This is a genomic window from Mesobacterium pallidum (genome assembly GCF_019966535.1).
GTDB lineage: Bacteria > Pseudomonadota > Alphaproteobacteria > Rhodobacterales > Rhodobacteraceae > Mesobacterium > Mesobacterium pallidum.
In genome coordinates this window covers 1-25,086 of sequence record NZ_JAIMID010000020.1, presented here as the reverse complement: position 1 = coordinate 25,086, position 25,086 = coordinate 1, and the positions used below count along the sequence as shown (strand labels likewise).

The 25,086-nt window shown below is 67.7% G+C and carries 27 protein-coding genes and 1 tRNA gene; 22 read left to right on the top strand and 6 right to left on the bottom strand.

What is annotated here, in order from left to right; all coding sequences use genetic code 11:
• Window positions 1-36 precede the first annotated feature (36 nt).
• The gene (locus MF270_RS22700) at window positions 37-1,251 is read right to left on the bottom strand and encodes an FAD-dependent oxidoreductase (RefSeq protein ID WP_238368075.1); all 1,215 of its coding nucleotides are present in this window, start codon (window positions 1,249-1,251) and stop codon (window positions 37-39) included.
• Between the two features lie 80 nt (window positions 1,252-1,331).
• Here MF270_RS22700 and MF270_RS22695 point away from each other — a divergent pair, with 80 nt between their 5' ends.
• Window positions 1,332-2,657, top strand: a complete 1,326-nt coding sequence (locus MF270_RS22695) for an amidase (RefSeq protein ID WP_238368074.1) — start codon at window positions 1,332-1,334, stop codon at window positions 2,655-2,657.
• Between the two features lie 337 nt (window positions 2,658-2,994).
• Here the strand turns inward: MF270_RS22695 and MF270_RS22690 are convergent, their stop codons facing one another.
• Together MF270_RS22690 and mutY are read right to left on the bottom strand one after the other, a co-directional pair.
• A complete protein-coding gene (locus tag MF270_RS22690; RefSeq protein WP_238368073.1) occupies window positions 2,995-4,128 on the bottom strand; it encodes an alkane 1-monooxygenase in 1,134 nt (377 codons plus the stop codon).
• A gap of 35 nt (window positions 4,129-4,163) precedes the next feature.
• Window positions 4,164-5,234, bottom strand: a complete 1,071-nt coding sequence (mutY, locus tag MF270_RS22685; RefSeq protein WP_238368072.1) for an A/G-specific adenine glycosylase — start codon at window positions 5,232-5,234, stop codon at window positions 4,164-4,166.
• A 106-nt stretch (window positions 5,235-5,340) separates the two neighbouring features.
• Here mutY and MF270_RS22680 point away from each other — a divergent pair, with 106 nt between their 5' ends.
• The 3 genes from MF270_RS22680 to MF270_RS22670 are packed head-to-tail and all read left to right on the top strand — an operon-like array spanning window position 5,341 to window position 7,669.
• Complete coding sequence (locus MF270_RS22680) at window positions 5,341-5,862, top strand: DUF721 domain-containing protein (protein ID WP_238368071.1); 522 nt, start codon at window positions 5,341-5,343, stop codon at window positions 5,860-5,862.
• 17 nt (window positions 5,863-5,879) lie between these two features.
• Entirely contained in the window at window positions 5,880-6,545 is a 666-nt protein-coding gene (locus MF270_RS22675; RefSeq protein ID WP_238368070.1) for a DsbA family protein, read from the top strand.
• Entirely contained in the window at window positions 6,545-7,669 is a 1,125-nt protein-coding gene (locus MF270_RS22670) for a CaiB/BaiF CoA transferase family protein (protein ID WP_238368069.1), read from the top strand. The genes MF270_RS22675 and MF270_RS22670 overlap by 1 nt, the downstream gene beginning before the upstream one ends.
• Before the next feature lie 193 nt (window positions 7,670-7,862).
• Here MF270_RS22670 and yghX read toward each other — a convergent pair whose 3' ends face one another.
• From yghX to MF270_RS22655, 3 genes are all read right to left on the bottom strand, one after another.
• On the bottom strand, window positions 7,863-8,750 hold the full coding sequence (gene yghX / locus MF270_RS22665) for a YghX family hydrolase (RefSeq protein ID WP_238368068.1): 888 nt from the start codon (window positions 8,748-8,750) through the stop codon (window positions 7,863-7,865).
• Between the two features lie 37 nt (window positions 8,751-8,787).
• Window positions 8,788-9,678: a cytochrome c gene (locus tag MF270_RS22660; protein WP_238368067.1), complete on the bottom strand. Its 891-nt coding sequence runs from the start codon at window positions 9,676-9,678 to the stop codon at window positions 8,788-8,790.
• A 63-nt stretch (window positions 9,679-9,741) separates the two neighbouring features.
• Complete coding sequence (locus MF270_RS22655) at window positions 9,742-10,224, bottom strand: c-type cytochrome (protein ID WP_238368066.1); 483 nt, start codon at window positions 10,222-10,224, stop codon at window positions 9,742-9,744.
• A 120-nt stretch (window positions 10,225-10,344) separates the two neighbouring features.
• Here MF270_RS22655 and MF270_RS22650 point away from each other — a divergent pair, with 120 nt between their 5' ends.
• The 18 genes from MF270_RS22650 to MF270_RS22565 form a co-directional block, all read left to right on the top strand.
• The gene (locus MF270_RS22650) at window positions 10,345-11,199 is read left to right on the top strand and encodes a LysR family transcriptional regulator (protein WP_238368065.1); all 855 of its coding nucleotides are present in this window, start codon (window positions 10,345-10,347) and stop codon (window positions 11,197-11,199) included.
• 32 nt (window positions 11,200-11,231) lie between these two features.
• Window positions 11,232-13,214 carry a CocE/NonD family hydrolase gene (locus MF270_RS22645; protein WP_238368064.1) on the top strand — a complete coding sequence of 661 codons (1,983 nt, stop codon included), beginning with the start codon at window positions 11,232-11,234 and terminating at the stop codon, window positions 13,212-13,214.
• Window positions 13,215-13,397: 183 nt separating this feature from the next.
• The gene (locus MF270_RS22640) at window positions 13,398-14,981 is read left to right on the top strand and encodes an ABC transporter substrate-binding protein (RefSeq protein ID WP_238368063.1); all 1,584 of its coding nucleotides are present in this window, start codon (window positions 13,398-13,400) and stop codon (window positions 14,979-14,981) included.
• 1 nt (window position 14,982) lies between these two features.
• Window positions 14,983-15,939 carry an ABC transporter permease gene (locus tag MF270_RS22635; RefSeq protein ID WP_238368062.1) on the top strand — a complete coding sequence of 319 codons (957 nt, stop codon included), beginning with the start codon at window positions 14,983-14,985 and terminating at the stop codon, window positions 15,937-15,939.
• Window positions 15,940-15,967: 28 nt separating this feature from the next.
• A complete protein-coding gene (locus MF270_RS22630) occupies window positions 15,968-16,783 on the top strand; it encodes an ABC transporter permease (protein ID WP_238368061.1) in 816 nt (271 codons plus the stop codon).
• Entirely contained in the window at window positions 16,776-18,413 is a 1,638-nt protein-coding gene (locus MF270_RS22625; protein WP_238368060.1) for an ABC transporter ATP-binding protein, read from the top strand. The genes MF270_RS22630 and MF270_RS22625 overlap by 8 nt, the downstream gene beginning before the upstream one ends.
• A gap of 149 nt (window positions 18,414-18,562) precedes the next feature.
• The gene (locus tag MF270_RS22620; RefSeq protein WP_238368059.1) at window positions 18,563-19,399 is read left to right on the top strand and encodes an alkaline phosphatase family protein; all 837 of its coding nucleotides are present in this window, start codon (window positions 18,563-18,565) and stop codon (window positions 19,397-19,399) included.
• Between the two features lie 72 nt (window positions 19,400-19,471).
• The gene (locus MF270_RS22615; RefSeq protein ID WP_238368058.1) at window positions 19,472-19,951 is read left to right on the top strand and encodes a UPF0262 family protein; all 480 of its coding nucleotides are present in this window, start codon (window positions 19,472-19,474) and stop codon (window positions 19,949-19,951) included.
• Window positions 19,952-19,953: 2 nt separating this feature from the next.
• Window positions 19,954-20,412: an arsenate-mycothiol transferase ArsC gene (locus MF270_RS22610; protein ID WP_238368057.1), complete on the top strand. Its 459-nt coding sequence runs from the start codon at window positions 19,954-19,956 to the stop codon at window positions 20,410-20,412.
• Window positions 20,409-20,804, top strand: coding sequence for a ketosteroid isomerase-related protein (locus MF270_RS22605; protein ID WP_238368056.1), 396 nt, complete (start codon window positions 20,409-20,411; stop codon window positions 20,802-20,804). The genes MF270_RS22610 and MF270_RS22605 overlap by 4 nt, the downstream gene beginning before the upstream one ends.
• Window positions 20,801-21,388 (top strand): GNAT family N-acetyltransferase, encoded by a 588-nt coding sequence (locus tag MF270_RS22600; RefSeq protein ID WP_238368055.1) that lies wholly within the window; start codon window positions 20,801-20,803, stop codon window positions 21,386-21,388. The genes MF270_RS22605 and MF270_RS22600 overlap by 4 nt, the downstream gene beginning before the upstream one ends.
• Window positions 21,389-21,393: 5 nt before the next feature.
• Window positions 21,394-22,269, top strand: a complete 876-nt coding sequence (locus tag MF270_RS22595) for a carbon-nitrogen hydrolase family protein (RefSeq protein ID WP_238368158.1) — start codon at window positions 21,394-21,396, stop codon at window positions 22,267-22,269.
• Window positions 22,270-22,351: 82 nt separating this feature from the next.
• Complete coding sequence (infA, locus tag MF270_RS22590; RefSeq protein WP_238368054.1) at window positions 22,352-22,570, top strand: translation initiation factor IF-1; 219 nt, start codon at window positions 22,352-22,354, stop codon at window positions 22,568-22,570.
• 11 nt (window positions 22,571-22,581) lie between these two features.
• Window positions 22,582-23,160 (top strand): Maf family protein, encoded by a 579-nt coding sequence (locus MF270_RS22585; RefSeq protein ID WP_238368053.1) that lies wholly within the window; start codon window positions 22,582-22,584, stop codon window positions 23,158-23,160.
• Window positions 23,157-24,173 (top strand): ribonuclease E/G, encoded by a 1,017-nt coding sequence (locus MF270_RS22580; protein WP_238368052.1) that lies wholly within the window; start codon window positions 23,157-23,159, stop codon window positions 24,171-24,173. The genes MF270_RS22585 and MF270_RS22580 overlap by 4 nt, the downstream gene beginning before the upstream one ends.
• Window positions 24,170-24,352 carry a DNA gyrase inhibitor YacG gene (locus MF270_RS22575; RefSeq protein ID WP_238368051.1) on the top strand — a complete coding sequence of 61 codons (183 nt, stop codon included), beginning with the start codon at window positions 24,170-24,172 and terminating at the stop codon, window positions 24,350-24,352. The genes MF270_RS22580 and MF270_RS22575 overlap by 4 nt, the downstream gene beginning before the upstream one ends.
• An 80-nt stretch (window positions 24,353-24,432) precedes the next feature.
• Window positions 24,433-24,507: transfer RNA gene (locus MF270_RS22570), tRNA-Phe, on the top strand.
• A gap of 61 nt (window positions 24,508-24,568) precedes the next feature.
• On the top strand, window positions 24,569-25,086 hold a 518-nt coding region (locus MF270_RS22565; RefSeq protein ID WP_336246050.1), incomplete at its 3' end, for a DUF6538 domain-containing protein.

The window sequence follows — 25,086 nt, the reverse complement described above, 5'->3', positions numbered from 1 at the left end:
CCATCGGGCGGGCGGGGGCAGCGCCCCCGAACCCGCTTATCGCATGAGCGCCGGCAGGTCCCCGGTCAAGCCCGCCGCCTCGCGGATAAAGCCGCGGCGCAGGCCGGGCAGGGCATTCACCGCGCCAAGCCCGATGTCCCGCGCCATCCGCAGCAGCGGGTTGTCGTTGGAAAACAGCCGGTTGAACGTATCCGTGGCCAGCGCCAGCGTGGCCGTGTCGAAACGGCGCCATTGCTGGTAGCGCTCGAGCACCAGGATCGACCCGATATCCTCGCCCCGCTGCCGCGCTTCCTCAAGCACCTGCGCCAGCGCGGCCACGTCGCGCAGCCCGGCGTTCAGCCCCTGGCCCGCGATCGGGTGCATGCCATGGGCCGCGTCCCCGACCAGCGCCGTGCGCGGCGCGACGAAGCTCTGCGCGAGGCTCAGGCCCAGCGGGTAGGTGAACCGCGTGCCGGCAAGGGAAATCCCGCCCAGGAAATCGCCGAAGCGCGGCCGCAGCGCGGCCAGGTAGCCGGCTTCTTCCAGCCCCATGATCGCACTGGCATTGGCATGGGTCTCGCTCCAGACGATGGACGACCGGTTGCCGGGCAGCGGCAGGATTGCCAACGGCCCGGGTGGCATGAAGAACTGGTGCGCCACGCCGCCATGGGGCTTTTCATGCGCGATGGCGCAAACCAGCGCGGTCTGGCCGTAATCCCAGCCGGTGCGCCGGATCCCCGCCCGCGCGGCGGTTCCGCTTTGCCGTCCGTCGCAGCCGATCAACAGGCGGGCCGACAGCACCTCGCCGTCCCCGAGCGTCACCGTGACGCCGGTCTCGGTCACCTCCTGCGCGGCGACACGGGCGCCGTGGCGCAGGGTCACGCCCGGCGCGGCCTCCATCGCGTCCATCAGGGCGCGGCGCAGGAACCGGTCCTCGACCATGTAGCCCATCGGGCCTTCCTCGATCTCGGCATGGTCGAAATGCATGAAGAAGGGCGACGGCCCCTGGCCCGCCCGCCCGTCCGTGACCTTGATCTCGAGCATCGGCTGGGCATTGTCCGCGATTCCGGCCCAGACCCCCAGCCGGTCCAGCAGGCGCTGGGACGCCAGCGCCAGCGCATAGGCGCGGCCGTCGAAATCCTCCGCCAGGCGAGGGGCGGCGGGCTGGGCGTCGATCACGGTGACCGTGAGGCCCGCGCGGGCCAGGGCCAGCGCCAGCGTGGGGCCATTGAGGCCGCCGCCGACGATCAGGATGTCTTGTGTCCGGGTCATGAGGCGCAATATGCGCCTCGGCGCGGGATTGTCCATGCGCCGCCGTGCCGCTACCGTCCGCCAAAAGCCAGGAGGGTGCCATGGACGAATGGCTGACAATGACCGCGGCCGATCTGGGGCGCGGGATCGGGGCGGGGCGGATCGACCCGGTGGCCCTGTGCGAGGCCTATCTGGGTGCCGCCGAAGCGCATCCATTCCGCGACCGGATCTATGCCCGCATGACCCGCGACCGGGCAATGGCCGAGGCGCGGGCGGCCGCGAAGCGCGCCGCCGACGGCCAGCGCCTGTCGCCGCTGGATGGCGTGCCGGTGTCGTGGAAGGACCTTTTCGACAGCGCCGGCGTCGCGACCGAGGCCGGGTCCGCCCTGCTGGCCGGCCGCGTGCCGGAGCGCGATGCCGAGGTGCTGCGGGTCGCAACATCGATGGGCCTCGTCTGCCTTGGCAAGACCCACCTGTCCGAACTGGCGTTTTCCGGCCTCGGGCTGAACCCGGTCACGGCGACCTCGCCCTGCGTGAACGACCACGACGCGGTGTCGGGCGGGTCCTCCTCGGGCGCGGCGGCCTCCGTGGCCTTCGGGCTGGCGGCGGCGGGGATCGGGTCGGACACCGGCGGGTCGGTCCGGGTGCCGGCGGCCTGGAACGACCTCGTGGGGCTCAAGACAACCTCGGGACGGGTGTCGCTGGCGGGCGTCGTGCCGCTCTGCGCGCGGTTCGACACGGTGGGGCCGCTGGCGCGCAGTGTCGAGGATGCCGCGTTGCTGCTGGCCGCGCTCGAGGGAACCAGGCCGGTGCAGTTGGCGCCGCCGCGCCCGCTGCGGCTGGGCATGCTGCAGACCTGCGCGCTCGAGGACCTGGCGCCGGAGGTGGCAAGCGCCTTCGAGAGCGCCTGCAAGCGGCTCTCGAAGGCCGGGCACCGGCTGGTCGATGTCGACGCGCCGATGCTGCCGGCGGCGATGGACCTGTCGCCGGTGCTGTTCGCGACAGAGGCCTATGGCACCTGGAAGGACGTGATCGAGGCCGCGCCCGAGAAGATGTTCCCGGCGATCCTCGAGCGGTTCCGGGGCGGGGCGAGCGTCACCGGGCCGGACTTTGTCGCGGGATGGCAGGCGCTCGACCGGGCGCGGGCCGACTGGGCCGAGGCGATGGCCGGGTTCGACGCGGTGCTGGTGCCGTCCACGCCGAACCTGCCACCGAACGTGGCGCGGCTGATGAAGGACGACGATTATTACAAGACCGCCAACCTGCTGACCCTGCGCAACACGCGGATCGGGAACCTGATGGGGCTGGCGGCGCTGACGCTGCCGACCGGGGTGCCGTCCTGCGGGCTGATGGCCATGGGGCGGGCGTTCGGGGAAGAGGCGCTGTTGCAGGTGGGCGCGGGCATCGAGGCGGCGCTGGGGGTGTGAGGCGGGGGCGATGTTCCGCTCGACATGAAGCACCAGCGCGGAATCGAGGCCGCAGGCCGCCGCGCATCGTCATGCTGGAAGCGTGCCCTCGGCATGACGCCGCCCCCCGGCACTGCGATTTGGCTGGGCTGGGCGCTCCGTTCGAAGGTCTTGCGGACTTGGCCGGGATAAAGTGCCAAACACAACAATCGGATCGCCGCACCGCGGCCCGTCATGTCGGAGACATGCCTCCGGCATGATGCGCGGCGGCTTGAGGCCTTTGTTCCGCGCAGGGGCCCTCGTTCCAAGACCGCACCTGCCGCAATGATGTAGGGTGGGGTTTCACCCCACTGCCCCCTCACCGAGGCATCGGATTCCGCGCGTGGTTATATGCCAGCCAATCCGTGATCTCGGGGTAATAGGCCGCCCGCCAGGCCCGCACGCGGGGGTTCATCACCCGGCGCCAGCGGGCGGGCCACATCGCGACCATGGTCATGATCATGTAGCTGTGCGGCAGCTGCGGCGCCTCGGCCTCGGAATAGGTTTGCAGCAGCGGGAACCGCCGGTCGGGCTTGTAGTGGTGGTCGGAATGGCGCTGCAGGTTGATCAGCAGCCAGTTCGTCGCCGTCTGCGCCGCGTTCCACGAATGGCGCGGCTGGACGTGTTCGTATTTCCCGTCGCCCAGGTGCTTGCGGGTGAGCCCGTAGTGCTCGACGTAATTGGTGATTTCCAGCTGCCAGATCGCCGTGCCGGCCTGCAGCAGGAACATCGCAAGCCCCGCCCAGCCGCCAGCCACCAGCGCCAGCACGAGGAACAGCGCCTGCAGGCCCCAGTAGCGCCAGAACGGGTTGCGGGGGTGGGTCCAGGGCAGGTCCTTGCGGGCCAGCAGCTCCGCCTCGGCCCGGAAGGACGACTGCCAGCTTTCGCGCAGCACGCGGGGATAGAACTTCCAGAACCCTTCGTTGAACCGCGCCGTGACCGGGTCGCGCGGGGTGCCGACATAGCGGTGGTGGACCAGCAGGTGCTCGGACCGGAAATGGGAATAAAGCACCATCGACATGAGGATGTCGCCCAGCCAGCGTTCGAACCGGTTCCGCTGGTGCATGAGTTCATGGGCAAAGACGATGCCGACCGTGCCCGAGATCACGCCCATGCCGAAGAAGAGGCCGAAGACCTCCCAGAACCCCAGGTGATCGGCCCGCGCGGCGTAGAAGATCAGCCCGTAGAGCGTGCCGAACTGCAGAACCGGCCAGATCCAGGTGCCGAGCTTGTACCAGACGAGGCGCGAGTCGTCGGTCAGCGGGTCGGGGTTGGCAAGGTTCAGGCCAAGCACCGCGTCCCCGCCCGCGAAGAGGTACCAGGCGGCGAGCGGCACCAGCAGCACCCACCAGCCGCCGACCCAAGCGACCGCCCAGATCAGCGGCACCAGCAGGAAGGACAGGAAATAGGGAAGGGCCGCGCCGAGCCGCCCGATGTCTTTGCTTGCCGCCATTGCTCTGCCTCGCTCGGGGCCGTGTTTGCGCGATCCTACCAGTCTCGGGCGGGATCGGCAAAGCTGCCTTGCGCAAGGTCAAAGACCTTGCGCATCACGGTGGGCAGGTCGCTGGGGCGGAAGGCTGAGGGCGGCAGGAACTGGCCGCGCGCGGGCTCGGTCCCCGCGGGGACCAGCGCCACGCGGATCGCGAGGCGCAGGTGGAAATGGGTGAAGGTATGCCGCGCCTCGGCGCCGAGGTCGCGCCAATCGGCGTCCAGCGGCGGGGACTCGGCCGGGGGCTCTTCGCTCCAGTCCGACCCCGGCCAGCCGAGCATGCCCCCCAGCAGGCCGCTGTCGGGGCGGCGTTCGAGCAGCCAGGCGCCGTCCTCGCGGCGCGCGACATAGGCGATGCCCAGGCGGATCGGCTTGGCCTTTTTCGGTGCCTTCTTCGGCAGTTCGGCCGCCGTACCGCGAACGCGCGCGAGGCAGGGATCGCGCCAGGGGCAGATGCCGCAGGCCGGGCTGCGCGGGGTGCAGATCGTGGCGCCCAGGTCCATCACCGCCTGGGCGTAGTCGCCGGGGCGCGCCTGTGGCGTCATCGCGGCGGCCAACTCGGTCAGGGGTTTCTTGGCTTTCGGCAGCGGTTCGTGCACGTCATGCAGCCGGGCCATGACCCGCTCCACGTTGCCGTCCACGACGACTTCGGGCCGGTCGAAGGCGATGGCGGCCACGGCGCCTGCCGTGTAGGGGCCGACGCCCGGCAGGGCCAGCAGCCCCTCGCGGCTGTCCGGGAACACCCCGCCCTGCGCCACCACCGCGCGGGCGCATTTCAGCAGGTTCCGGGCGCGGGCGTAGTAGCCAAGGCCGGCCCATTCGGCCATCACGTCGGCATCCTCGGCCGCAGCCAGCGCATGCACGGTCGGCCAACGCTCGGTGAAACGGCGGAAGTAGTCCTTGACCGCCGCCACGGTGGTCTGCTGCAGCATGATCTCGGAAAGCCAGACACGGTAGGGGTCGGGCCGCTCGCCCGCGCGCCGTGCCTCGGGGCCGGTGCGCCAGGGCATCACCCGCGCGTGCCGGTCGTACCAGTCCAGCAGCTCCTCTGCTCGCGCCGTTTCACGCAATGTTTATGCCCCTCGTCCCTGCAATTGACTGGCGTGGCCCGCCTGCTTCTCTAGAATAGCATCCGACAGCAAAGGACAAGACATGCCGCCCCGCCCTCCGGCCCCCTTGGGTCACAAAGGCCCCAAGCGCCGCACCACGACCTACGGCTTTGCCAAGACGGACAGCCTGTTGCAGGCGCAGATCCGCAAGGCGGGCGAGACGCGCGGGTTCGCGGTGTCGCGGCTGCTGACCCACTGGCCCGAGGTGGTGGGCGAGGATCTTGCCGCCATGGCCCGCCCGGTCGAGGTGAGCTATGGCCGCGGCGGGTTCGGTGCGACGCTGGTGGTGCTGACCACCGGGCCGATGGCGCCGATGCTCGAGATGCAGAAGGACCAGCTGCGCGCGCGGGTCAACGCCGCCTACGGCTACAACGCGATCGCGCGGGTGCGGATCACCCAGACCGCCCCGGTCGGCTTTGCCGAGGGGCAGGTCAGTTTCGCCCATCGCAGGGCCGATGACACCCCGCCGCCACCCCCGCCCGAAGTTGTGGCGGCCGCGGCCGAGACGGCCGAGGGTGTCGCCGACGAAGGGTTGCGCCGCGCGCTCGAGACGCTGGCCCGCAACGTATACACCAAGACACGAAAATGACTCCTGAAAGGCTTCACATGATCCGACTCACGTCCCTCGCCGCGGCCGCGGTTGCCCTGACACTCGGCGGCGCCTGGTACATGACCCAGGGGTCCGGCAACCTGCCGGTATCGCCCATGGCCGCCAATGCGCAGGAAGCCGGCGAGATCGATACCTCGACCATCACCGAGATGTTCCAGGGCAACCCGGATGCGACCGTCGAGGTGATCGAATACGCGTCGTACACGTGCCCGCATTGCGCCAACTTCCACCAGAATGTCTATCCGCAGCTCAAGGCGGATTACATCGACAGCGGCAAGATCAAGTTCGTCTTCCGCGAGGTCTATTTCGACAAGTACGGCATGTGGGCCTCGATGATCGCGCGTTGCGGCGGCCCCGAGAAGTTCTTTGGCATCACCGACCTGATGTACAAGGGCCAGTCCGACTGGGCCCGGGAATCGAGCGAGCTGGGCATCGCCAACGCCCTGCGCAAGATCGGCCTGCTGGCCGGGATCGAGAACGAGGAGCTGGAGGCCTGCCTGCAGGACCAGGACCAGCTGCGCACCCTCGTCGCCTGGTACCAGGAGAACGCGACGCGGGACGGGATCAATTCGACCCCCAGCTTCGTGATCAACGGCACCAAGTATTCGAACATGAACTACGCTGACTTCTCCGAGCTTCTGGACGAGAAGCTGGGCGAGTAATGGCGGCCGGAAGCGGCCCCCTTTCTGGCCTGAAGGTCGTCGAACTGGCGCGAATCCTGGCCGGCCCCTGGGCCGGTCAGACCCTGTCGGACCTCGGCGCCGAGGTCATCAAGGTCGAAAGCCCCGAGGGCGACGACACCCGCGCCTGGGGCCCGCCCTTCATCGCGCGCGAGGGCGATACCTCGGCCGCGTATTTCCATTCCTGCAACCGTGGCAAGGCCAGCGTGACGGTCGATTTCCGCACGCCCGAGGGGCAGGCGAAGGTGCGCGACCTGGTGGCTGAGGCCGATATCCTGATCGAGAACTTCAAGGTCGGGGGGCTGGCGAAATACGGGCTCGATTACGACAGCCTGTCGGCGCTGAACCCGGGGCTGATCTATTGCTCGATCACCGGGTTCGGGCAGGATGGCCCCTACGCGCACCGGGCGGGGTATGATTACATCATCCAGGGCATGTCGGGCCTCATGTCGATCACGGGCGAGCCGGACGGCGCGCCGCAACGGGCCGGCGTGGCGATCACCGACATCTTCACCGGCGTCTATTCCGTGACCGCGATCCTGGCGGCGCTGCACCAGCGGCATGCAACGGGCAAGGGCCAGCACATCGACATGGCGCTGCTCGATACGGCGGTGGCGGTGACCGCGAACCAGGCGATGAATTACCTGTCGACCGGGACGCCGCCGGCGCGGACGGGGAACTACCATCCGAACCTGACGCCCTACCAGGTCTTCGAATGCTCGGACGGGCATATCATCATCGCGACGGGCAATGATGCGCAGTACAGGCGGCTTTGCGGCGTGCTGGGGCTGGAGGAGATGGCCGAGCATCCCGATTACCTCAAGAACCGCGACCGGGTGGCCAATCGCGAGGCGATGATCGCGCGGCTCGAGGGCGAGACGCGCAAGATGGCCAAGGCCGCGTTGCTGGCCGCCTGCGAGGCGCAGGGCATCCCCGCCGGGCCGATCAACGACCTCGGCGAGGTCTTTGCCGACCCGCAGGTGCAGGCGCGGGGGATGCGGATCGAGGCCGAGGGCATCCCCGGTGTCCGCTCGCCCATCCGCATGTCGGGGGCGGATCTGCGGTTCGACCGGCCGTCGCCGAAGCTCGGCGCAGACAACGAATAAGTCCAAGCTGGGCGCAGACAACGAATAAGCCGAAGCGCGGCGCAGACAACGCGTAAGTGCGGGCAGGGCGCGGGCGGCGATTGATCCCGCGGACTGCGCTTTCGCGCAGCCATGACCCCGGGCCCCTCCTCCTGTCCTCCTCCCCGCACGGGGAGGAGGGAGCGCGTGGTGGGCCGACCCAAGCCCGCCTAAGTCAGCTCAGGTGGGCGGCGAAATGGTCCAGCGTGCGCTGCCAGGCGAGGTTGGCCGCCGCCTCGTCGTAGCGGGGCGTGGTGTCGTTGTGGAACCCGTGGTTCACGCCTTCGTAGACATGCGCCTCGTAGGGCGTGCCGGCGGCGTCCAGCGCGTCCTTGAAGGCGGGCCAGCCGGCGTTGATGCGTTCGTCGAGGCCCGCGTAATGCAGCAGCAGCGGAGCGTTGATCTTGCCCGCGTCCGCCGCATCCGCCTGGCGGCCGTAGAACGGGACCGAGCAGGCCATGTCGGGCATCGCCACCGCCAACGCGTTGCAGACCCCGCCGCCGTAGCAGAAGCCGACGGCGCCGACGCGGCCCGAGGACATCTCGTGGCCCTGAAGGTAGGTGAAGCCGGCAAAGAAATCCTCCATCAGCTTGGCACCGTCGAGGCTGCGCTGCATCTCGCGGCCCTCGTCGTCATTGCCGGGATAGCCGCCAAGCGGGGACAGACCGTCGGGGCCAAGCGCGAGGTAGCCGGCCTTGGCCACGCGGCGCACGACATCCTCGATGTAGGGATTGAGGCCGCGGTTCTCGTGCACCACCAGCACCGCGCCCAGCGGCTCCGTCGCGCCGGCAGGACGGGCCATGAGGCCGGTGATCTCGCCATGCCCGTCGGGGCTGGAATAGGTCTGGCGCCAGGTCTCGATGTCGGGATCGTCGGGCGCCACCTGCTGGGCCAGCGCGTAGTTCGGTTGCAGCGCCTCGAGCGCGGCGGCGGCGGTCACGCCGGCGGCCAGGTAGCGCCCGGCGCCGGCGAGGAAGTCGCGCTTGGACATCTTGCCATGCACGTAGCCGTCATACATTTCCAGCAGCCGCTGGTCGAAATCCTGCGCTTTCATTCTTGTCATTCCACGTCCTCCCAAATCCCGGCGGACGCGGAATGCGTCAGCCGTCCACGGGCGGGATCGCCTTGAGATAGGCCGCGATGGCCGCCCGGTCTTCGGGCGCAAGCTGGGCGGTGTTCTCGACCACGAGCGCCATGTGGCCACCGGCGGAGTCGAATTCCGGGGTGAAGCCTGACTCTAGATACGCAGCGATGTCGCCTTCGGACCAAGTCAATTTTCCGGGAGTGATGTTCGGAAAGCTGCCGCGCCCCGCCGGGTTCGGCGCGCCGCCCATCCAGCTGGCCATCTGCATGCCGCCCAGAGCGTTGCGCGGGGTGTGGCATTCGGCGCAATGGCCCATCGCCTCGACCAGGTAGCGGCCGCGTTCCTGTTCCGGCGTCAGGTCGCCGTCGAGCACCCAGTCATCGGACATGAATAGAAACTTCCAGCCGCCGAGGTTGCGGCGGATGTCGAAGGGGAAGGAGACCTGGTGCGGCTGGCTGGGGGTCTCCACCGCCGGCAGGGTCTTCATGAAGCCGTAAAGCGCGACGGCGTCGGCCAGCTCCATCCTGGTGTAGGTCGTGTAGGGGAAGGCGGGGTAGTAATGCTGCCCCTCGGGCGAGACGCCCTGCGTGACCGCCGTCACGAACTGCTCGCGCGTCCAGCTGCCGATCCCGTGCTCGGTGCTGGGGCTGATGTTGGGCGCGGTGAAGGTGCCGAAGTCCGACGGGAAGTGCTGACCGCCCCCCAGCTGCAACTTGGCTTCGCCCTGCGCAGTCTCGTCCGCGTGGCACGAGGCGCAGCCGGCGGCGTAGAACACCGTCTCGCCGCGCGCAACGTCTTCCTCGAGCCCCGCGATGGCCGCGGCATCGACCCGTGTGGGCCGGGTGACGACCCAGTAGACGGCGATGCCGACAAGGGCAAAAAAGATCAGCCATCGGTGAATGCGCATGGGGGGCTCCTGCGTTTGGCGGCGCCGGCCGGCCGCGTCCCTGGCCGGCCGGCGCCCTTGGGGTCACTCGTCGGGAAGACGGTAGGCCTTGTGGCAGTCGCCGCAAGCCCCGCCAAGCGCCCCCATGGCCCCTTGCAGCGCCGCGAGGTCGGTTCCGGCGGCGGTGACCATTGCATCGGCAGCCGCCTTGGTGGCCTGCGCCTTTTCGATCACGTCGGGAAAGTTCTGCCACAGGGCGGGCAGGGCCCTGGTCCCGTCGACCGATTCGGAATCCGATCCGGCGGGCCAGAGCGCCGAGGCGTTGAGCCCGGTCAGCGCCTGCAGGTTGGTGGCGGCGGCGGTGGCGGCCTCTGCGTCATAGGGGGCGTTGCCGCGCGCCATGGCGCCGAGCGTGCCGAGGTTGAAGGCATAGAGCGTCATCTGCGCCTGCCGGGCCTTGATGGCGCCGGCAATGGCCGGATCGACATGGCTGTCGGCGACGACCGCGCCGACCAGGCCGGAGATCGACAGGACGGCGGCGAGGCCGAAGGTAAAGCGGGCTTTCATGAGAGCACTCCGTTGCTGAGATGGCTGAGATGTGAATGCCCGCAGGATAGCCTTGTCAGGAAATGCCGCATATTCTCGAAAACAAAGCAGGGTTGTGTGATTTCTTGACAGGTGAGGCGGATGGACCAGGGCAATTGGGATGACCTGCGTTTCGTGCTGGCGGTGGCCGATACGGGCAGTGTCAGCGCCGCGGCACGGCGGCTGGGTGTAACCCATGGCACCGTGATCCGGCGCATCGCCGCCTTCGAGGACCGGCAGGGAGAGCCGCTGTTCGCGCGCCATGCCTCGGGCTACACCGTGCTGCCCGAGCGGCAGGCGGTGATCGAGGCGGTGCGCGATGCCGAGTTCGCGGCCCTCTCGGTCGACCGACTGATGGGCGGCGGCGGGGCCGAGCCGCGCGGCGCGGTGCGGATCACCTCGACCGACACGCTGTGCCAGACCGTGCTGCCGCGCGCCGTGGCGGCGGTGCAGGCAAGGTTCCCCGAGCTGCGGCTGTCGCTGATCTGTTCGAACGTGGCGCTGGATTATACCCGCGCGGGGGTGGACGTGACGGTGCGCCCGGCCATGCGCCTGCCCGAGGGCCTGGTCGGTACTGCCGCCGGAGAGCTGCGGTTCGGCGTCTACACGACGCCCGGCGCGCCGGACCGCTGGCTGGCGCTCGAGGGGCCGCTGGGGCAAAGCGCGCCGGCCGCCTGGATTACCCGCGACGTGTCGGCCGGCGACATCGGTCCGGGGGCCGACAGCTTCCAGGTGCTGCGGGAAATGGTGGCGGCGGGGCTGGGCCGGTCCTGGCTGCCGTCGATGCTGGGCGACCCCGACCCCCGCATGGCCCGCTGGGGCGGCGAGATGCCGGACTTTCCGATCCCGCTCTGGGTGGCCTGCCAGGCGGACATGGCCGGCTCGGCCCGCGTACGCGCCGTGCGCAGCGCCCTGGCAGAGGCGCTGGCCGAGGACCTGCCGCCCGCCAGCGCTTGACGCCGGGGGCCGCATCGCGCACCACTTCGCCCATGAGCAAGACCGATCTGCGAGACATCGTCGAGACGGCCGACATGGGGATCACCCTGTCCGATGGCTGTCGCCTCTCTGCCCGCACCTGGATCCCGGCCGATGCCGGCGACGCGCCGGTGCCCGTGATCCTGGAATACCTGCCCTACCGCAAGCGCGACGGGACCTGTGCCCGCGATGCGCTGACCCATCCGTGGTTCGCCAAGCGCGGCTATGCCTGCCTGCGCGTGGACATGCGCGGCAATGGCGACAGCGACGGGCTGATGGAGGATGAGTACACCGCGCAGGAGCTGTCGGACGCCTGCGAGGTGATCGCCTGGGCCGCAAAGCAGCCGTGGTGCAACGGCAATGTCGGCATGATGGGGATCAGCTGGGGCGGGTTCAACGGGCTTCAGGTCGCGGCGCTGCGGCCACCGGCGCTGAAGGCGATCATCACGCTCTGTTCCACCGCCGACCGCTTTGCCGACGACATCCATTACAAGGGTGGTTGCCTGCTGAATGAGAATCTCGGCTGGGGCAGCACCATGTGGGCCTATTCCTCGCGCCCGCCGGACCCGGCGCTGGTGGGCGACAAATGGCGCGAGATGTGGATGCAACGGCTCGAGGCCGAGCCCTTCCTTGCCGCGACCTGGCTGCGCCACCAGCACCGCGACACCTATTGGCAGCACGGGTCCGTCTGCGAGGATTTCAGCGCGATTCAAGCGGCCACGCTGGCGATCGGCGGCTGGGGCGACAGCTACAAGAACACCGTGCCGACGCTGGTCGAGAACCTCTCGGCCCCGGTGCAGGGCATCGTCGGCCCCTGGGTGCACAAGTACCCGCATTTCGCCGTGCCCGAGCCGCGCATCGGTTTCCTGCAGGTGGCCGAACGCTGGTGGGCCCAGTGGCTCAAGGGCGAGGAGCGCGGCGTGGCGGATGACCCGGCCTATACCGTCTGGATGATGGACGGCGTGCGCCCCGCGACCTGGTATACCGAACGGCCGGGGCGCTGGCTGGCCGATCCCGCGCCGAAACCGCAGCGCCTGCACCTGGGCGCGGCCGGGCGGCTGGGGCCGACGCCGGCGCCTCTGGACGTGCTGGTCGCCTCGCCGCAGGACACCGGGGCCGCGTCGGGCGAATATTGCGCGATCTGGCTGGGGCCGGAAATGCCCGGCGACCAGCGGGTGGACGATGCGAAATCGGCCTGCTGGGACAGCCTGCCGCTGGAACGGGGCGTGGACATCAGCGGTGCGCCACGCGTCACGCTGCGCCTGCAATCGGACAAGCCGCTGGGGCAGGTGGCGATCCGGCTGAACCACGTGCACCCCGACGGCGCCGCGACCCGGATCACCTATGGCGTGCTGAACCTCGCGCATCGCGACAGCCACGCAACGCCGTCCCCGCTGCCCATGGGCGAGACGGTCGAGATCGCGCTGGAGCTTGACCACATCGCCTACCGCGTGCCCGCCGGGCACCGGCTGCGCGTGGCCGTTTCGAATACCTACTGGCCGCTGATCTGGCCCGCGCCCGAGGCGGCCACGCTGACGGTCAAGTCCGGGCATCTCGACCTGCCCACGGTCGAGGCGGTGGAGGCGGACCAGCGGAGCTTTCCCGAACCCGACGCCGCAACCCCCTGGCAGACCGAGGAACTGCGCCCGGCGCAGAACGCGCGCCGGGTCGTCACCGACATGGGCACGGGCGAAATCACGCTGGAAATCGTCGACGATTTCGGCGCCCGGCGCGACAAGGACCACGGGCTGGAATCGGGCGGGGTCGCGCGGGAATGGTGGACGATCCACCCCGATGACCCGCTGTCCGCGCGCGGCCGCACCCACTGGACCGAGACGAACGGCCGGGGCGACTGGCAGACCCGCACCGAAACCCATGCCGAAATGTGGTCGGACGCGACCACCTTCTACCTGCGCGGCGAGCTCATCGCTTACGAGAATGACCGCGAGGTGTATCGCCGCCCCGTGACCGAAGACATCCCGCGCGACATGCTGTGACCGGGCGGCCGGTGTCATCTGCACGATTCGCGCCGGCGGTATCCTGCATACGTGCCCACAAAGCGATCAAATGCTCACTTTCGGCAAAATTTTGGTTGAAGACCGGGCTTCAATCGGCATTGTTGACTCATCAGTCAAGAAAAAATGCCGCAACAGGCAACCGACAGGATCAGGGAGATCTCAATGTCCGACTATCTCGATTATCTCAAGAAACGTGCAGCACTGGGCCTCGTGTCGCGCCGCGAATTCATGGGCCGCACCGCTGCGCTGGGCCTGACGGCCGCCACCGCGGGCACCCTGCTGGCCAGCGCCGTGCAGGCCGCCGGTCCGCAGAAGGGCGGCACGATCAAGGTCGGTATCCAGGGCGGCGCGTCCTCGGACAGCCTCGACCCGGCGGTGGCCGCCAACGCGACGGCCAGCACCGTGAACCGTCTCTGGGGTGAGCCGCTGGTCGAGCTGCACCCGCAGGGCGGGCTCGAGGGCAAGGTGGCCGAAAGCTGGGAAAGCTCGCCCGATGCCAAGATCTGGCGCTTCAAGGTGCGTCCGGGCATCACCTTCTCGAACGGCAAGACCGTGACGGCCGAGGACGTGCTGGCCACGATGGAGCGCCACTCGGGCGAGGACACCAAGTCGGGCGCGCTGGGCATCATGCGCGGCATCGCCGGCATGTCGGTCGAGGGCGACACCTTCATCGTCGAGCTGGACGCGCCGAACGCCGACCTGCCGTACCTGCTGACCGACTACCACCTGATGATCCAGCCGAACGGCGGCAAGGACGACCCGGCCGCCGCCATCGGCACCGGGCCCTACGTCCTGCAGGAGGTGGACATGGGCGTCCGCTTCGTCGCGTCCAAGCGCGATGATTACTGGGGCGATTACGGCCATGCCGAGACCATCGAGCTGATCGTCATCAACGACGACACCGCCCGTATGGCCGCGCTGCAATCGGGCCAGGTCGACATGGTCAACCGCGTGCCGCCGCGCACCGCCGGCCTTGTCGCCCGCGCGCCGAACATCGAGATCAAGACGACCTCGGGCCCCGGCCATTACGTGTTCATCATGCATTGCAACACGGCGCCCTTCGACAACAAGGACCTGCGGCTGGCGCTGAAATACGCCATCAACCGCGAGGAATTGGTCGAAAAGATCCTCTTCGGCTACGGTTCGGTCGGCAACGACACCCCGATCAACTCGTCCTACCCGCTCTATACCCCGCTCGAGCAGCGGACCTACGATCCGGACAAGGCCAAGTTCCACTTCGACAAGTCCGGCCATGACGGCCCGGTGCTGCTGCGCACCTCGGACAACTCCTTCCCCAGCGCGCCCGACGCGGCGGCGCTGTTCCAGCAATCGGCGGCCGCGGCCGGCATCACGCTGGACATCAAGCGCGAGCCGAACGACGGCTACTGGTCCGAGGTCTGGAACGCCCAGCCCTTCTGCACCAGCTACTGGGGCGGCCGTCCCACGCAGGATTCGATGTTCTCGACCGCGTACCTGTCGACGGCGGACTGGAACGACACCCGCTTCTTCAACGATCGTTTCGACGAGCTGCTCTTCGCCGCCCGCGCCGAGCTGGACGAGGCGAAGCGGACCGCGATGTACGCCGAGATGTCGATGCTGGTCCATGACGACGGCGGGCTGATCTGCCCGATGTTCAACGACTTCGTCGACGGCGTGACCAACCGCGTCGCGGGCTGGGAAGATGCCAAGGTCGGCTTCGAGCTGAACAACTTCTACGCGCCCATGAAGATGTGGGTCGCCGCCTGACATGGGCCCGATCGCACGACTGTTGGCCCAGCGCATCGCGCTGGGCCTCCTCCTGCTCTTCCTCGTCTCGATCCTGATCTTCGCGGGGACGCAGATCCTGCCGGGGGACGTGGCACAATCCATCCTCGGCCAATCCGCGACACCCGAGGCGCTGGCCAACCTGCGCGCCGAGCTGGGCCTGAACGAACCCGCCCTCAGCCGCTATTTCGACTGGCTGGGCGGCGCGCTGACCGGGGACCTTGGCACCGCGCTCACCTCCGGACAGGACATCGCGGGCCAGCTCTGGACGCGCATGGGCAACACGCTGTTCCTTGCCTTCTGGGCGGCGCTGGTGTCGGTGCCGCTGGCCATCTTCCTTGGCCTGCTGGCCGTGCGCTACCGCGAACGCTGGCCCGACAAGCTGATCTCGGCGGTGACGCTGGCCTCGATCTCGGTGCCTGAATTCCTGATCGGCTACGTGCTGATGTTCTTTGTCGGGGTGCAACTGGGCTGGGCGCCCTCGGTATCGACCATCTATGACGGCATGAGCCTGGGCGCCAAGCTGCATGCCATCGCGCTGCCGGTCGCCGTGCTGACGCTGGTGGTGCTGGCGCACATGATGCGCATGACCCGCGCCGCGATCCTGAACGTGATGCAATCGGCCTATATCGAGACGGCCGAACTGAAGGGCCTGTCGATGTTCACGATCATCCGGCGGCATGCCTTCCCGAATGCCATCGCGCCGATCGTCAACGTGGTCATGCTGAACCTCGCCTATCTCGTGGTCGGCGTCGTGGTGATCGAGGTCGTCTTCACCTATCCCGGCATGGGCCAGTACCTGGTCGACCATGTGAGCAAGCGCGACGTGCCGGTGGTGCAGGCCTGCGGGCTGATCTTTGCCGCCGTCTACATCGGGCTGAACCTTGTGGCCGACATCGTGTCGATCCTGTCGAACCCGCGGCTGAGGCATCCCAAATGACCCGGACACAAAGCGAACGGAGCGGCGCATGAGAGTTCCCTTTGCCGCCGCGGTCGGCCTTTTCTTTACCGCGCTCTACTTCCTCGCGGCGATCTTCGCGCCGCTCATCGCCCCCTACGGCATGGCCGAAGTGGTCGGCGGCGTTTGGGAGCCGGCCAGCGCAGAGCATTGGCTGGGCACCGACAACATCGGCCGCGACCTGCTGAGCCGCATGATCTACGGCGGGCGCACGACGATCTTCATCGCCGCCGCCGCGACGGTGCTGAGTTTCACCACCGGGGCCGTGCTGGGCCTGCTGGCAGCCGTGCTGGGCGGCTGGGCCGACCAGGCGCTGTCGCGTTTCGTCGACCTGATCATGTCGATCCCGACGCTGATCTTCGCCCTTGTGGTGCTGTCGGTCATGCCGGTCACGCTGCCGGTGCTGGTGCTGGTCATGGGCCTGCTGGACAGCACCCGCGTCTACCGCCTGGCCCGCGCCGTCGCCGTGGACATCAACGTCATGGATTTTGTCGAGGCGGCGCGTCTGCGCGGCGAGGGCCGGGGCTGGATCATCTTCCGCGAGATCCTGCCCAACGCCCTGTCGCCGCTGGTGGCCGAGATGGGCCTGCGCTTCATCTTCATGGTGCTGTTCGTGTCGACGCTGTCGTTCCTCGGCCTTGGCATTCAGCCGCCCGCCGCGGATTGGGGTGGCATCGTGAAGGAAAACAAGGACGGCATCATCTACGGCATCCCCGCCGCGCTCGTCCCGGCCATCGCCATCGCCACGCTGGCGATCTCGGTGAACCTCGTGGCCGACTGGGTGCTGAACCGGACCACGTCCCTGAAAGGAGGCCGCGGTGGCTGATACGCTTCTCGAGATCAAGAACCTGAAGATCGGCGCCACGGCCTATCCGCCCGGCGAGCCCCCGCAGGAGATCACCATCGTCGACGGCGTCTCGCTGACGCTGGAAAAGGGCAAGGTGCTGGGGCTGATCGGCGAATCCGGGGCCGGCAAGTCCACCATCGGCCTGTCGGCGATGAACTACGGCCGCGGCGGCGTGCGCCTGACCGGGGGCGAAGTGCTGCTGAACGGCCGCGACATCCGCCCCCTGCGCGGCGGCAAGATGCGCGCCATCCGCGGGGCCGAGGTGACCTATGTGGCGCAATCCGCCGCCGCCGCCTTCAACCCCGCCAAGAAGCTGATGGAGCAGATCACCGAGGCCGCGCTGGCCCATGGCCGCTGCTCCAAGCGCGAGGCCGAGGAGCGGGCAGTGACCCTGTTCCACAAGCTCGGCCTGCCGGAGCCCGAAACCTTCGGCAACCGCTACCCGCACCAGGTCTCGGGCGGGCAGCTGCAACGGGCGATGACGGCGCTGGCGCTCTGCCCCGAGCCGGACCTGGTGATCTTCGACGAGCCGACGACGGCGCTGGACGTGACCACGCAGATCGACGTGCTGGCGGCGATCAAGGACGCGATCCGCGACACTGGCGTCGCCGCGCTTTATATCACCCATGACCTCGCGGTGGTGGCGCAGGTCAGCGACGAGATCATGGTGCTGAGGGGCGGCAAGACGGTCGAATATGGCACCTGCGACCAGATCATCAACAACCCGCAGGAAGAATATACCCAGGCGCTGGTCTCGGTCCGCTCGATCGAGCACGAGGAAAAGCAGCCGACGCCCGAACCGGTGCTGCGGGTCGAGGGCGTGACCGCGCGCTACTCGGGCACCAGGTTCGACGTGCTCGAGACCATCAACGTCGACCTGCACCCCGGCCAGACGCTGGCCGTGGTGGGCGAATCGGGGTCGGGTAAATCCACGCTGGCACGGGTCATCACCGGGCTGCTGCCGCCGCGCGAGGGCTCGATCATCTTCGCCGGCCGCACCCTCAGCCCCGACATGCCGTCCCGGTCGCGCGAGGACCTGCGCGAGCTGCAGATGATCTACCAGATGGCCGACGTTGCGATGAACCCGCGCCAGACCGTCGGCACCATCATCGGCCGCCCGCTCGAGTTCTACTTCGGCCTCAAGGGCAAGGCGAAACGTCAACGCATCATCGAGCTTCTGGACGAGATCGAACTGGGCGAGGGCTTCATCGACCGCTACCCGGCCGAGCTCTCGGGCGGGCAGAAGCAGCGCGTCTGCATCGCCCGCGCGCTCGCCGCCGACCCCAAGCTGATCATCTGCGACGAGGTGACATCGGCGCTCGACCCGCTGGTGGCGGATGGCATCCTCAAGCTGCTGCTCAGCCTGCAGAAACGCGAGGACGTGGCCTACCTGTTCATCACCCATGACCTGGCGACGGTGCGCGCCATCGCGGACAGCATCGCGGTTATGTACAAGGGCCGGGTGGTCCGCTACGGCACCAAGTCCGAGGTGCTGTCGCCCCCGTTCGACGATTACACCGACCTGCTGCTGAGCTCGGTCCCCGAGATGAAGCTGGGCTGGCTCGAAGAGGTCATCGAACACCGCAGGATGGAAAGCGCGGGACACTAGATTTCAATGCCTCCGGCGGGAGTTTATGGGCAAGATGAAGAGGGATCAGCAGCGCAAGTTTGCGCGCACCCCTGCTTTCATCTTTCACCAAATATGCCCGCCGGAGGCGTCCTGACCCCTCCACCAACCCCGACGCCCGAGGTGTGCACATGTCTGGCAAACTGCTTCTGATCATCCTCGACGGGGTGCCCAGGCGGAACTTCCACCGGCTCTTCGGCAATCTCGAGGGCTGGGTGCAGGCGGGCGAGGCGCAGCGGTTCACCCACCGGTCCGTACTGCCGTCGATCTCGGCCTCGTGCTATGCCTCGATCCACACCGGGGTCAGCCCGCAGGTGCATGGCTGCACCGGCAATGGCAACGTCTTCCGGGTGAGCCAGCCCGATGTCTTTGCTCAGGCGCGTCGTGCGGGCAAGGTCACCGGGGCCGTGGGGCATTCCTTCTGGTCCACCCTCTTCAACCGCGCGCCCTTCGACCTGGTGCGCGACATGGAATACGATGAGCACGAGAGCGACACGATCAACCACGGCCGGTTCCACACGATGACGGGCTATGGTCGGATCAACCAGATGACGCCGTCCGACGTGGACCTGTTCGCTACGCTGACCATGCTGTGCCAGCGCAAGGGGCTCGACTACGGCATGTTGCACAGTTGCACGCTGGACAGCATGGGGCACCGGTTCTTCCACGACTGCCATGAGATGGACCATGCCTGCGCGGTGATGGACGAGATGCTGGCCCCCTTCATCCCGCGCTGGCGGGCGATGGGATACGAGGTGATCGTGACCGCCGACCACGGGCAGGACGCGCGGGGCCACCATGGCGGGCATGACGACCTGCAGCAGGAGACGGCGCTCTACTACTTCGGGCCCGCGACAGGCCCGGAGCAGGACAGCGTGATCGACCAGCTGCAGCTGGCGCCCACGATCCTTTCGCGGCTCGGCGCGCCGGTGGCCGAAACCATGACGGCGCGTCCGTTCCTTTCGTAGACCAACGGTCACATTGCGCGGATGCTGCGTTGCGGCTAAACCTCGTGCCACGCGCAACGAGGAGGGGCTGCCATGTCCCACATCAGCCATATCGAGATCGACGACCGCAACCTGCCGCCGCCGACACCCGAGATCGAGCAGGAGCGCAAGGTCGCCATGTTCGATCTGCTCGAGGAGAATTCCTTTTCCCTGCCCAAGCGGGACGACCGCATCGTGCCGCCCGGTCCCTACCGGCTGGCCCTGTCGATCCGCGACAAGCGGCTGGTCTTCGACGTGACCACGGATGCGGCCGAAAAGGCGGCCGAGTTCCACCTGTCGCTGTCGCCCTTCAAGCAGGTGGTCAAGGATTACTGGCAGATCTGCGAAAGCTATTACGACGCGGTCAAGACCATGCCGCCCAGCCAGATCGAGACCATCGACATGGCCCGTCGCGGCATCCACAACGAGGGCGCGCGCGTGCTGGCCGAACGGCTGGACGGCAAGGCCGAGGTCGACAACGACACTGCCCGGCGTCTCTTTACCCTGATCTGCGTCCTGCATTTCGGGGGCTGACCTTGGGCAACCTCCCCCAGTCGATCCTGTTCTGCTGCGACCACAACGCGGTCCGCTCGCCCATGGCCGAGGGACTGATGAAGCAGCGGTACGGCACCGACACCTACGTGCAGTCGGTGGGCGTCGTGAACGACCTCGAAATCGACGGTTTCGCCATCGCCGCCTGCAAGGAGGTCGGGGTAGAGCTGAGCCGACACCGGTCGCGGTCCTTCGACGAGCTCGAGGAAGAGGGCGAGGGGCTTTCCTCCTTCGACCTGATCGTGGCCCTGTCTCCGGCCTCGCAACGGCGGGCGCTGGACCTCACACGCTACTACCACCTGACCGTGGAGTACTGGCCGATCATGGATCCGACGGGGATGGGCGAAGATCGCGACATCAAGCTCAGGGCCTATCGCCAGACCCGCGACCAGATAACCGACCAGATGGCGCGCCGCTTCGGCCCGCCGAGCGAGGCAGAATGACCGAAACGATCCGCCGCTACTTCGACGCCTTCAACGCGGGCGACATCGACGGGATGCTGGACTGCCTGTCCGACGACGTGGCCCACCATGTCAACGAGGGCCAGGTGCGCATGGGCAAGGACAAGTTCCGGGCCTTCTGCGATCACATGGCGCGCTGCTACCGCGAAAACCTGACCGACATGGTGCTGTTCCAGGACGACAGCGGCACCCGCGCGGCGGCCGAGTTCATCGTGAACGGCACCTATCTTGTGACCGACGAGGGCCTGCCCGAAGCACATGGCCAGAGCTACCGCCTGCCGGCCGGGTCGTTCTTTTCGCTCGAGAACGGCAAGATCACCCGCGTCGTGACCTATTACAACCTCGCGGACTGGACGGCCCAGGTCTCGTCATGAGCGTGACGACCCGTGTCCTGACCGGCGCGGCGCTGGACGCTGCGCTGGATGACGTGGCGCGGCTGCGGATCACGGTCTTTCGCGCCTTTCCGTATCTCTATGACGGCTCGCTCGCGTACGAGCGGGACTACCTGCAGGCCTACCGCGACAGCGACCGGGCCGTGCTGGTCGGCGCCTTCGACGGGGTCAAGCTGGTCGGCGCGGCCACCGGCACGCCGATGGAGGATCATGCCAGCGATTTCGCCGCGCCCTTCGCGGGTGTCGGCGTGCCGCTGGAAGATATCTTCTACTGCGCCGAAAGCGTGTTGCTGGCGGATTATCGGGGGCAGGGCGTCGGCCATGCCTTCTTTGATGCGCGCGAGGCCCATGCCCGGGCGCTGGGGCGCAAGCATGCAGCCTTTTGCGGCGTGATCCGGCCCGAGGATCACCCCGAGAGGCCGGCCGATTACGCCCCGCTCGACCCGTTCTGGCGCAAGCGGGGCTACGCGCCGCTGCCCGGCGTCGTGGCAAAGTTCAAGTGGACCGACGTCGGTGATAGCGAGCAGACCGAGAAACCGCTGCAATTCTGGATGAGGGACCTGTGAGCCGGATCAAGATCGCCACCGCCGCCTATCCGCCCGCCTTCCTTCCGGACTGGGCCACATACGAATCGCGAATCACCGCATGGGTCGAAGAGGCCGCGGGGCAGGGTGCCCAGCTGCTGGTGTTCCCCGAATACGCGGCGCTGGAGCTTGCCAGCCTTGCCGGGGTCGAGGTCTCGTCCGACCGGGACGGCGCGTTGCGCGCGGCCTCGGACCGGATGCCGGAGGCCTGCGCCCTGCATGCCCGGCTGGCGCAAGAACATGGCGTCTACATCCTGATGGGCTCTGGCCCGGTGGACGTGGACGGGGTTTACGTGAACCGCGCCCATTTCGTCGCCCCTTCGGGTGCGATCGACCACCAAGACAAGCAGATCATGACCCGGTTCGAGCGGGAGGATTGGGGGATCGCCGGGGGCGGGCCGCTGAAACTCTTCGACACCGCGCTTGGCAAGATCTCGGTCCTGATCTGCTATGACAGTGAATTTCCCTTTCTGGGCAGGGCTTTGGCCGAGGCAGAGCTGCTGCTGATCCCCTCGGTGACCGAGGCGTTGGCCGGCCACACCCGCGTGCGCATCGGCGCCCGGGCCCGGGCGCTGGAATCGCAATGCGTGACAATCATGTCCTCGCTGATCAACGGCCACCCGGATCTTTACGGGATCGAGGAAGGCACCGGCCGGGGTGGCGTCTTCGGCCCGCCCGACACCGGTTTTCCCGAGGACGGGATCATCGCCTCGGGCGGGCTGAATCACGCCGGCTGGACCTATGCCACCATCGACCGTGCGGCCATCGCTCATGTGCGCGCCGACGGGGTGGTGCTGAACCGCCGCCATTGGGACGAACAGGTTCCGCGTGACGGTGCGATCACAAATGTCGCCCTCAGGTGATTGAGCCTTGATTATCGGGGCCGATGCGCCCATTTAAGAGCGCGCTGCAGAGCAGCACAGGAAATCTACGGACGGAGACAACATGGCCAAGGAAGATACTCTCGAATTCCCTGGTGTCGTGAAGGAACTCCTGCCCAACGCGACTTTCCGGGTCGAACTCGAGAACGGCCATGAAATCATCGCGCATACGGCAGGCAAGATGCGAAAAAACCGCATCCGTGTTCTGGCTGGCGACCGGGTGCAGGTCGAAATGACCCCCTACGATCTGACCAAGGGTCGGATCAACTACCGCTTCAGGTAACTGAAATCCCAGTGAAACTTGTCCTGGGATCAGGCAGCCCCCGACGGCTTGAGCTGTTGGGGGTCTTGGGCATTCAGCCCGACGCCATCCGCCCGCCCGACATCGACGAAACGCCGATCAAGGGGGAGCGGCCACGCCCCTATTGTGCCCGCATGGCGCTTGAGAAAGCGCAGGCGGTGCAGGTCGATGACCCCGACGATATCGTGCTGTCGGCCGATACGACCGTTGCCGTCGGCCGGCGCATCCTCGGCAAGCCCGCCGATGCGGAGGAGGCGCGCGCCTTCTTTGCCCTGCTCTCGGGGCGGCGCCACCGCGTCGTGACGGCGCTGGCCGTCAAGCGCGGCGACAAGACCTGGCAGCGCGACGTGGAAAGCGCGGTGCGGGTCAAGGCACTTTCCGCCGAAGAGATCGACGCCTACATCGCCACCGAAGACTGGCGCGGCAAGGCCGGCGGCTACGCGATCCAGGGGCCCTTCGCGGCCTTCATTCCCTGGGTGCAGGGCTCTCATTCCGCCATCGTCGGCTTGCCGCTGCATGAGACCGCCATGCTGCTGGGCGCGGCCGGCTACCCGCTATGGAACACACCATGAGCATCGACATCTTTCTTGGCCAGATCGACGGGCGCGAGGCTGCCCTGCTGCGCGACGGCAAGCGGATAGAGGACCTTCTGATCGACACGGACGCCCCGCGCCCCGGCTCGATCTACCGCGCCATCGCCGACCGCCCCGTGAAAGGGCAGGGCGGCATGTTCTGCAAGACGCCCGACGGGTCGGTCTTCCTGAAACAGGTCAAGGGCCTCAGCCCCGGGCAGCCGCTGCTGGTGCAGGTCACCGGCTACGCCGAGGAAGGCAAGGCCATCCCCGTCACCACCCGGCTGCTGTTCAAGAGCCGCTATGCCATCGTCACCCCCGATGCGCCCGGTTTGAACGTCTCGCGCGCGATCCGGGATGAGGCGCGGCGGGACGAGTTGCTCGAGATCGCGCACGAGGTGATGGACGGGGCCGAGATGGGCCTGATCCTGCGCTCGGCCTGCGTCGATGCGGAGGACCACGCCATCGCCGCCGACATCGCCGAGATGCGCGACGTGGCCGCCCAGATCCTCTCCGACGACAGCCGCTCTGCCGAACTGCTGCTGGAAGGCGACGGGCCCCATGCCATCGCCTGGCGCGACTGGCCCGAAGGCAACGTGATCCAGGGCGAAGACGTGCTCTCCGACCCCACGCTGCTTGATGACGTGGCGCACGCCCTGCGCACCGAGGTGTCGCTGGGCGGCGGCGCCTATGCCTATGTCGAGCCCACCCGCGCACTGGTCGCCGTGGACGTCAATACCGGCGCCGACACCTCCCCCGCCGCCGGTCTCAAGGCCAACATCGCGCTGGCCCGCGAACTGCCGCGCCTGCTGCGCCTGCGTGGCCTTGCCGGCCAGGTGGTGATCGACTTCGCCCCCATGGCCAAGAAGGACCGCCGGCAGCTCGAGGGCGCGCTGCAGAAGGCCCTGCGCGCCGATTCGATCGAGACCAACCTTATCGGCTGGACGCCCCTTGGTCACCTGGAGCTCAGCCGCCACCGCGCCCGCGCCCGACTGGACTGGAGGCCCGCATGAGCTGCCCGATCTGCGCTGAGAAAACCGATCCGAAGTTCCGCCCTTTCTGCTCGAAACGCTGCGCGGATATCGACCTTGGCCGATGGATGCGGGGCAGCTACGCCATCCCCTCGGACGATCCCGAGGATGCCGACGAGGCGCTGGACGAGCTTGAGCGGCGCTCTTCTCCACCGCACTGAATTTTTGTGCGAAAAGGCTCTGGACAGCCTGTTCGGATCGCCATAGAAGGCCTCCACCCGAACGCGTCGCGTTCTCCCGTGCCCGGGTAGCTCAGGGGTAGAGCAGTGGATTGAAAATCCTCGTGTCGGTGGTTCGATTCCGCCCCCGGGCACCACTATTTCGGCTAACGCATTGGTTTCGCATCAGCTTCTTGCAGTTGCCTGGGGCCGTAAACCATGTCGGAGACCAATTCGCCCGCGTTCACGTATCTGAAGTCAGGGATTTATTACTTCAGCCGTCGCATCCCGACCGAGTTGAAAACCCAATACACATCGCCTCGCATCGCCTTTTCCTTGCGTACCAGGTCAGACCGGATCGCCGAAGCCAGAGCCAGACGAGCAGCCGACCAGCTGGACGAGTACTGGTTTCATCTGCGGTCGCAGTTCAAGGAATTGCCCGGCAAGCACATGCTCCGGCTACAGCGTGATCCTCGAGCTGCCACGGCAGGTGTTCCCGAGGTCGAGACGATCTCCAGCCCCATCACCTTGTCCGAGGGCATGGCCTTGTATCTCAAGCACAAGGGGGCAGGGCGTCCGGTCACTTTCCATCGTGCCGCCGAAAGGGCGTGTGGCTACGTCATCGACGCTTGTGGCGACAAGCCGCTGGATGCCTACACCGTAACCACCCGGTTGCTACCGCCTGCCGGATTTCGCTGTGAGGCCCTAAGACACGTGCATAGCGACGTCGCAAACGA